Source organism: Peptoniphilus sp. (genome assembly GCF_034090345.1).
In the GTDB taxonomy this organism is placed as follows: Bacteria; Bacillota; Clostridia; order Tissierellales; family Peptoniphilaceae; genus Peptoniphilus.
This window is the reverse complement of sequence record NZ_JAXDSS010000081.1, coordinates 21,355-27,653: the sequence shown is the minus strand read 5'-3', so window position 1 is coordinate 27,653 and position 6,299 is coordinate 21,355. Positions and strand designations below refer to the sequence as shown.

The 6,299-nt window shown below is 30.1% G+C and carries 8 protein-coding genes; 5 read left to right on the top strand and 3 right to left on the bottom strand.

Going from position 1 to position 6,299, the window contains the following annotated elements; all coding sequences use genetic code 11:
• A partial coding sequence (locus tag SOR77_RS07330; protein WP_320636481.1) for a class I SAM-dependent methyltransferase occupies window positions 1–729 on the top strand: 729 nt, incomplete at its 5' end.
• Between the two features lie 97 nt (window positions 730–826).
• On the opposite strand, the gene SOR77_RS07325 is transcribed toward SOR77_RS07330, so the two are convergent.
• From SOR77_RS07325 to SOR77_RS07315, 3 genes are read right to left on the bottom strand one after another with little or no spacing between them, the layout of a single operon-like run.
• The gene (locus tag SOR77_RS07325) at window positions 827–1,609 is read right to left on the bottom strand and encodes a hypothetical protein (RefSeq protein ID WP_320636480.1); all 783 of its coding nucleotides are present in this window, start codon (window positions 1,607–1,609) and stop codon (window positions 827–829) included.
• An 11-nt stretch (window positions 1,610–1,620) separates the two neighbouring features.
• Complete coding sequence (locus tag SOR77_RS07320; protein WP_320636479.1) at window positions 1,621–2,142, bottom strand: hypothetical protein; 522 nt, start codon at window positions 2,140–2,142, stop codon at window positions 1,621–1,623.
• A 9-nt stretch (window positions 2,143–2,151) separates the two neighbouring features.
• Window positions 2,152–2,316 carry a hypothetical protein gene (locus SOR77_RS07315; protein WP_320636478.1) on the bottom strand — a complete coding sequence of 55 codons (165 nt, stop codon included), beginning with the start codon at window positions 2,314–2,316 and terminating at the stop codon, window positions 2,152–2,154.
• Window positions 2,317–2,517: 201 nt separating this feature from the next.
• Here SOR77_RS07315 and SOR77_RS07310 point away from each other — a divergent pair, with 201 nt between their 5' ends.
• From SOR77_RS07310 to SOR77_RS07295, 4 genes are all read left to right on the top strand, one after another.
• The gene (locus SOR77_RS07310) at window positions 2,518–3,981 is read left to right on the top strand and encodes a nicotinate phosphoribosyltransferase (protein WP_320636477.1); all 1,464 of its coding nucleotides are present in this window, start codon (window positions 2,518–2,520) and stop codon (window positions 3,979–3,981) included.
• Window positions 3,978–4,844: a radical SAM protein gene (locus SOR77_RS07305; protein WP_320636476.1), complete on the top strand. Its 867-nt coding sequence runs from the start codon at window positions 3,978–3,980 to the stop codon at window positions 4,842–4,844. The genes SOR77_RS07310 and SOR77_RS07305 overlap by 4 nt, the downstream gene beginning before the upstream one ends.
• An 11-nt stretch (window positions 4,845–4,855) precedes the next feature.
• A complete protein-coding gene (locus tag SOR77_RS07300) occupies window positions 4,856–5,548 on the top strand; it encodes a hypothetical protein (RefSeq protein ID WP_320636475.1) in 693 nt (230 codons plus the stop codon).
• Between the two features lie 104 nt (window positions 5,549–5,652).
• On the top strand, window positions 5,653–6,297 hold the full coding sequence (locus tag SOR77_RS07295; protein WP_320636474.1) for an HAD hydrolase-like protein: 645 nt from the start codon (window positions 5,653–5,655) through the stop codon (window positions 6,295–6,297).
• Window positions 6,298–6,299 lie beyond the last annotated feature (2 nt).

Here is a 6,299-nt window from a genome sequence, read left to right as displayed (position 1 = left end):
AAAGAAACTATAGATAGATGGGTTGAGGAAGGTTGGGAATGGGGAAAACCAATAACTCATCAACAATTTGTAGATGCTAAAAATGGAATATTTAATGTATTGTTGACTCCGACAATAAATGTGCCGAAAGAGTGGTTCGGGGATTTAAGAGGCAAAAAAATCCTTGGATTGGCAGCCGGTGGTGGACAGCAGATGCCAATATTAACTGCTTTTGGAGCAAAGTGCACCGTGCTTGACTATTCTACAAAACAAATTGAAACTGAAATTGAATTGGCAAAAAGAGAAGGATACAGTATTGAAGCAATACAAGGGGATATGACAAAGAGATTGCCTTTTGAGGACGAGACTTTTGATATTGTATTTCATCCCGTTTCAAATTGTTATATTAAAGATGTGCAACACGTTTTTAATGAAACTTATAGAGTTTTAAAAAAGGGAGGCGTTTTATTATCAGGACTGGGGAACGAAATTAACTACATAGTTGATGAAAAAGAAGAAAAAATAATATGGTCAATGCCTTTCGACCCAATTGCAGATGAGAAAGCAAGACAGTTTATGGAAAAAGAAAATTGTGGTATGCAATTCTCTCATAGTGCGGAAGAACAGATAGGCGGTCAGTTGAAAGCTGGATTTACACTAGTGGATTTGTATGAAGATACTAATGGATTTGGAAGATTGCATGAGATGAATATAAAGACTTATATGGCAACAAAGTCTATTAAGTTATAAAAATGAAAACCCAGTCTATATTTAGAATAGGTTGGGTTTAATAATGATTAATTTCACACTACTATTTTTGTATTTTTTAATTTAAATTTAGTATGTTCTAAATATTATTATTTAATTTTTCTATTTCATTCAAAGAAAAATTTTTAGGAACAAAGTACAAATCACCATCTATAAATTTTATTGCTTTATAATTATGATAAGGATAGACTTTGAAATTATTTTTATAAGTTTTTATTTCATCTTCTCTTTTTTGGAAATCTCGATGCTCTATTTTATAGTACACAAAAGACATATCTAATCCTTCTTTTATAGCATCTTCAATAGGTAAGATTTTTTGAGTGTATACTATGCTCACTATACCATTATATGAAAATGTGTTGAAGTTTGTAAATTCATCTTTTTGATGTAATAATTTTAATCCATTATCAGCTCCTTCAAAATAAATATCCATTTCATTATTTTGTTCTATATCGTTTATAGTAGTTTTGGGAGGAGCAAAATATATATCATTATTTCCATTAAGGGTATTAAAATCAATTAAAGTATAAGTTTTATAGGGATATTCTTGGCTGCCTCCATCAGAGTAAGAATATTTGGAAAGTGTATTAGGGTTGAAATCATTTTTGGCTTTTTCAAGTATTTCATCCATGGATATTTTGTCTTGTTCTAACGCATCTTTTAACAATAGTTTTTCATCATTCAGCATTACATATACTGTGCCATTGTGTGAATAAACACTATAATTTTCTTTTGAAGTATATAATTTTTCAGAAAAATTTTCTTTGGATTCGAATATAATTTCAAATTTATTTTTATTTTTGTTACATCCTACAATTAGGAGGAAAATTATAAAAACAAAAAAATAAGCTGATTTTTTCATTATATACTCCTTTAAATTTCACTAAGTAGTTTAGGGATATCTCCAAGTTTTAAACTTATGAATATGTGGATTATTGCAGCTGTGGCTAAATTTCTATAGTTAAAAGGTTTAATTTCCATAAAGTTTTCAAAGAACCAATCTGCTGATTTGATTTCATTTGAATTTAAAAAGTCATCTAACAAATAGTTCATCTGCTCTTTTATTTCTGTGAAATCAACTCCGCCAATGTTGTTGTGAGTGCGATAAATACCTCCCGGCAATATATCTATTAAAAGTATTCTATTTACTTCTGAAATTAAATTTTCACTTAACTCTCTTTCGTTTTTTGCAAGTTCAATGACATATTCAAGTGCTTTTTCGAGATTTAGAAGTTCGAAGAGTTCAGTTAAACTTTTATTTCCGACTGTCAATTTTTGTAATAGAACATATACAATTTCGTCGTGTATAAAAGAACTTCCTTCATATTCTAAAATTTCTGAAATAAAATCTACTGCAAAACTTTCTTCTAAATAATATTCGTCTCTAATTTTCATATTCTCACCTTATTTTTTATTTAACATTTGAAATAATACACTCGTATTGAATGCACTTATAATGCAAAAAGCTACTGCACTTCCATATTTGAGATTTCCTAAAAGATTTATAGTTATAAGTAGTATTAAAAAATTTATAAATGCCATTGTAATAAAAAATATTATACTTTTCATTATGCATCCTACTGTGTAGTAAATTTAAAGAAAATCTTTGTTATTTAAAAATAGTATACCCTAAATAATGTTTCTAAACTTAATAAATTTTGAGATTAATTACTTAAGAACATATTATATATGATTAATGGGTAAACATTTGAACAATGAGTACAATAAATATATAATTGTTTTAATTACTAAAAGGGTTAGGTGAATAATATGAGAGATATAGACGGAGATAAAAATAACTACACATTGCTATCAGATTTTTATGAGTTTACGATGAGTAATGGATTTTTTAAATCAAATTTAAAGGATAAGATTGTAAGTTTTGATTTGTTTTTTAGATCTGTTCCGGATAATGCAAGTTATGCTATATTAGCCGGGATTGAACAGATGGTGGAGTATCTTGAACATTTAAATTTCACAGATGATGACATAGCTTTTTTAGAAAAGAAAGGCATGTTCGATTCTGAGTTTTTAAAATATTTGAGAAATTTCAAGTTTGAATGTGACGTTTGGGCTATTCCAGAAGGAACTGTTATATTTCCAAATGAACCTTTAGTAATAGTTAAAGGACCGGCGATACAAGCTCAATTTATAGAGACAATGTTGTTACTAACTATTAACCATCAATCTATGATTGCAACCAAGGCGAATAGAATTTGTATTTCTGCAGAGGGCAGACCTGTAATAGAATTTGGGTCAAGAAGAGCTCAAGGACATTCAGGGGCAATGCTTGGGGCAAGGGCATCTTATATAGGAGGATGCGTTGGAACAGCTAATACATTGGCTGAGAAAGCTTATGGAGTTCCGGCGATGGGAACTATGGCGCATTCGTGGGTGCAACTGTTTGATAGTGAATATGAAGCTTTTAAAAAGTTTGCCGAAATTTATCCAGACAATTGTCTATTGTTGGTAGATACTTTTGATACCTTGAAAGAGGGAATACCGAATGCTATAAAAGTTTTTAATGAGGTATTATTGCCAAATGGATACAGACCGAAGGGAATAAGAATTGATTCAGGTGATATGGCATATCTAACTAAGAAAGCAAGAAAAATGTTAGATGATGCAGGATTTGAAGATTGTAAAATAATGGCTTCTAATTCTCTTGATGAATTTACCATTCAAAATTTATTATTACAAGGTGCAAAAGTAGATTTTTTTGGAGTTGGAGAGAGATTAATTACATCTAAGAGTTCTCCGGTTTTTGGTGGAGTTTATAAATTGACAACAGTTTTTGAAGATGGAGAAATGATACCAAAGATAAAAATATCTGAAAATGTAAGCAAGATTACAAACCCTGGCTTTAAAAATTTGTATAGATTGTATGATAATGAAACGGGAATTGCAATGGCGGATGTAATAACCTTATATGATGAAGTGATTGATGATAGTAAAGAATATGAAATATTCCACCCAATATACACTTGGAAGAGAAAGAGATTGAATAATTTTACAGCTAAATCATTATTAGTTCCAATTTATGAAAAGGGAAAATTAGTTTACGAATTGCCTAGTATAGAAGAGATAAGGAATAAGGTTCAAGAAGAAGTGGAAACTATTTGGGAAGAAGTTAAAAGATTTGACAATCCACAAGAATATATTGTAGACTTATCAGAAAAATTGTGGAAAATTAAAGATGAGCTTTTAAAATCTCATGGAAAGGGAATTAAATGAAATATTACGGGAATGTGTTTAGACCGCCGAGTGAGGCGAGGTCACTTATAATTCAAGCTACTATAGGCTGTTCGCACAACAAATGTACTTTTTGTTATATGTACAAAGACGAGCCATTTATAATCAGAGATATAGATGATGTAATTGCAGATTTAGAGGAAGATAGAGATTATTTCCACTACTACGAAAGAGTATTTATAGCAGATGGGGATGCACTTATCATTCCAACTGACAAGTTATTAAAGCTGATAAATTATATTAATGAAAATATGCCTAATGTAAAGCGCATATCTTCGTATGCGACAGCAAAGGATATAAATTTAAAGTCTGAAGAAGAACTAAAACTACTCTACGATAATGGACTTAAAATGTTATATATAGGTTTTGAAAGTGGAGATGAAGAGATACTAAGAGATATAAATAAAGGACTTACGACAGAGGATTATTTAGAGGCAATGAAGAAAGTTCACAGCATTGGCTTTGAATCTTCTATAACTATAATAGCTGGACTTGGAGGAACTGCTAAGTGGGAGCAGAATGCTTTAGGTACAGCAGATTTGATAACCAAGACTAAACCTGATTATGTGAGCTACCTGACTATTAGACTGTATGAAAATGCAAGTTTATACAAAGACTATGCAGCTGGAAAATTTGAAATGCCTACAGCAGAACAAATTTTATTTGAAATGAGAAAGTTTTTAGAAAATGTGGATTCAGAGGGGACTATCTTCAGGTCTAATCATGCTTCCAATTACGTTCTATTAGGAGGAACTTTAAATAGGGATAGAGAGGCATTAATCGCTCAAATAGATGAAACTCTTAAGAGAAAGAATTTTAGACCGGGCATGATGAGAGGCTTTTAGAAAGGAATATCATGTTATACAGACTTAACTTAACTGATGATAATAGATATATTAAATTGATAAAAAATAATATAGTTATTTTAAATGAGCCGGAAAATTCAAGCTCAAAATTTGATTTGTATTTTGAATTGAATAAAGATGATTATATTTGGATAAAGTATCACGATGAAATATTTTTGTCAAAGGTAAAAGATAGAGCATACTTAGAAATAAATAAGGGCAGGATAATAGTGCCTTTGGAGTTGTATGAGTATTTTGAAAAATTACCTGACTTATTAAAAGAGAAGTTAGATGGGAATGGGTTTGAAAAACTTGAAGATGAAATACTTTTGATAAAAACTCAAGGGATATTTATAGAAATTTCTAAAGATAGAGATTTATCTAATAATTTAAAAAATGAAATTGAACTTAGAAAGAAAAGTGAATTAGTTCAAGGAGATTTTGGAAAGATAAACATAAAGACAAAACCTAAAGTAAATAATAATTTTGGCGAGATGATAATTGAAGTACATTCGCCTAATAGTGATGATACTTCTAAAATACCTGCTACGATAAATTCAAATAGAGAAATAGAACTTAAAAATGGAAAGGATAAATTTTATGCTGAGATGATGAAATCTCAGATGAAATTATTTGCTAAATTACAGCCTATGTCTTTAGATGAATTCGTGGAACTACAAAAGAAATTTTGGGAAAATTTTTAACTATTGAATAAATATAAGTTTTCAAAGATTGCCTTTTTGGATATACTAAAGGGGTAATCTTTTTATTTTAGAAGTTAATTTTACTTTAGGGAAAAGGAGTAAAGATGTTAATAATATTCGACTTAGATGGGACTATAATACAGTCTGGAGAGGGGATAATTAAGAGTTTTGAATACTCTCTTGCAAAGATGGGATTAGAAGTTCCTAATGTAAAAGAATTAGAAAAGTTTATAGGACCTCCATTAGAAGATACTTTTAGAAATAGTTTAGGTTTTACTGAACAAGAAGCTGATAGAGCGTTGTTTTTTTATAGAGAGCACTATGCTAAAAGTGGAAAGAGTATGAATAAAATATATGCCGGGGTTGAAGAAACTATAAAAGAGTTATCAAAAGAGCATGTATTAGCAGTTGGAACTTCAAAGTTGGAAGAAAGTGCCAGAGATATAATAGAATATTTTAATTTAGAAAAATATTTTGCCTTTGTAGGTGGGGCGGCAATGGATGGGTCGAGAAACACAAAGGCAAAAGTTTTGAAATACGTATTGGAAAATATAGGTGGATATGACTCGGAAGATATATATATGATTGGTGATAGGTTCTATGATATTAAAGGAGCTAAAGAGTTGAATTTAAAATCCATAGGTGTAAAATGGGGATATGGAGAAGAAAAAGAACTTATTGATGCAGGAGCTGATTATATTGTCAACAATACTGACGAATTGAAAGAATTAGTGAAAAGAATCAAGTAGGT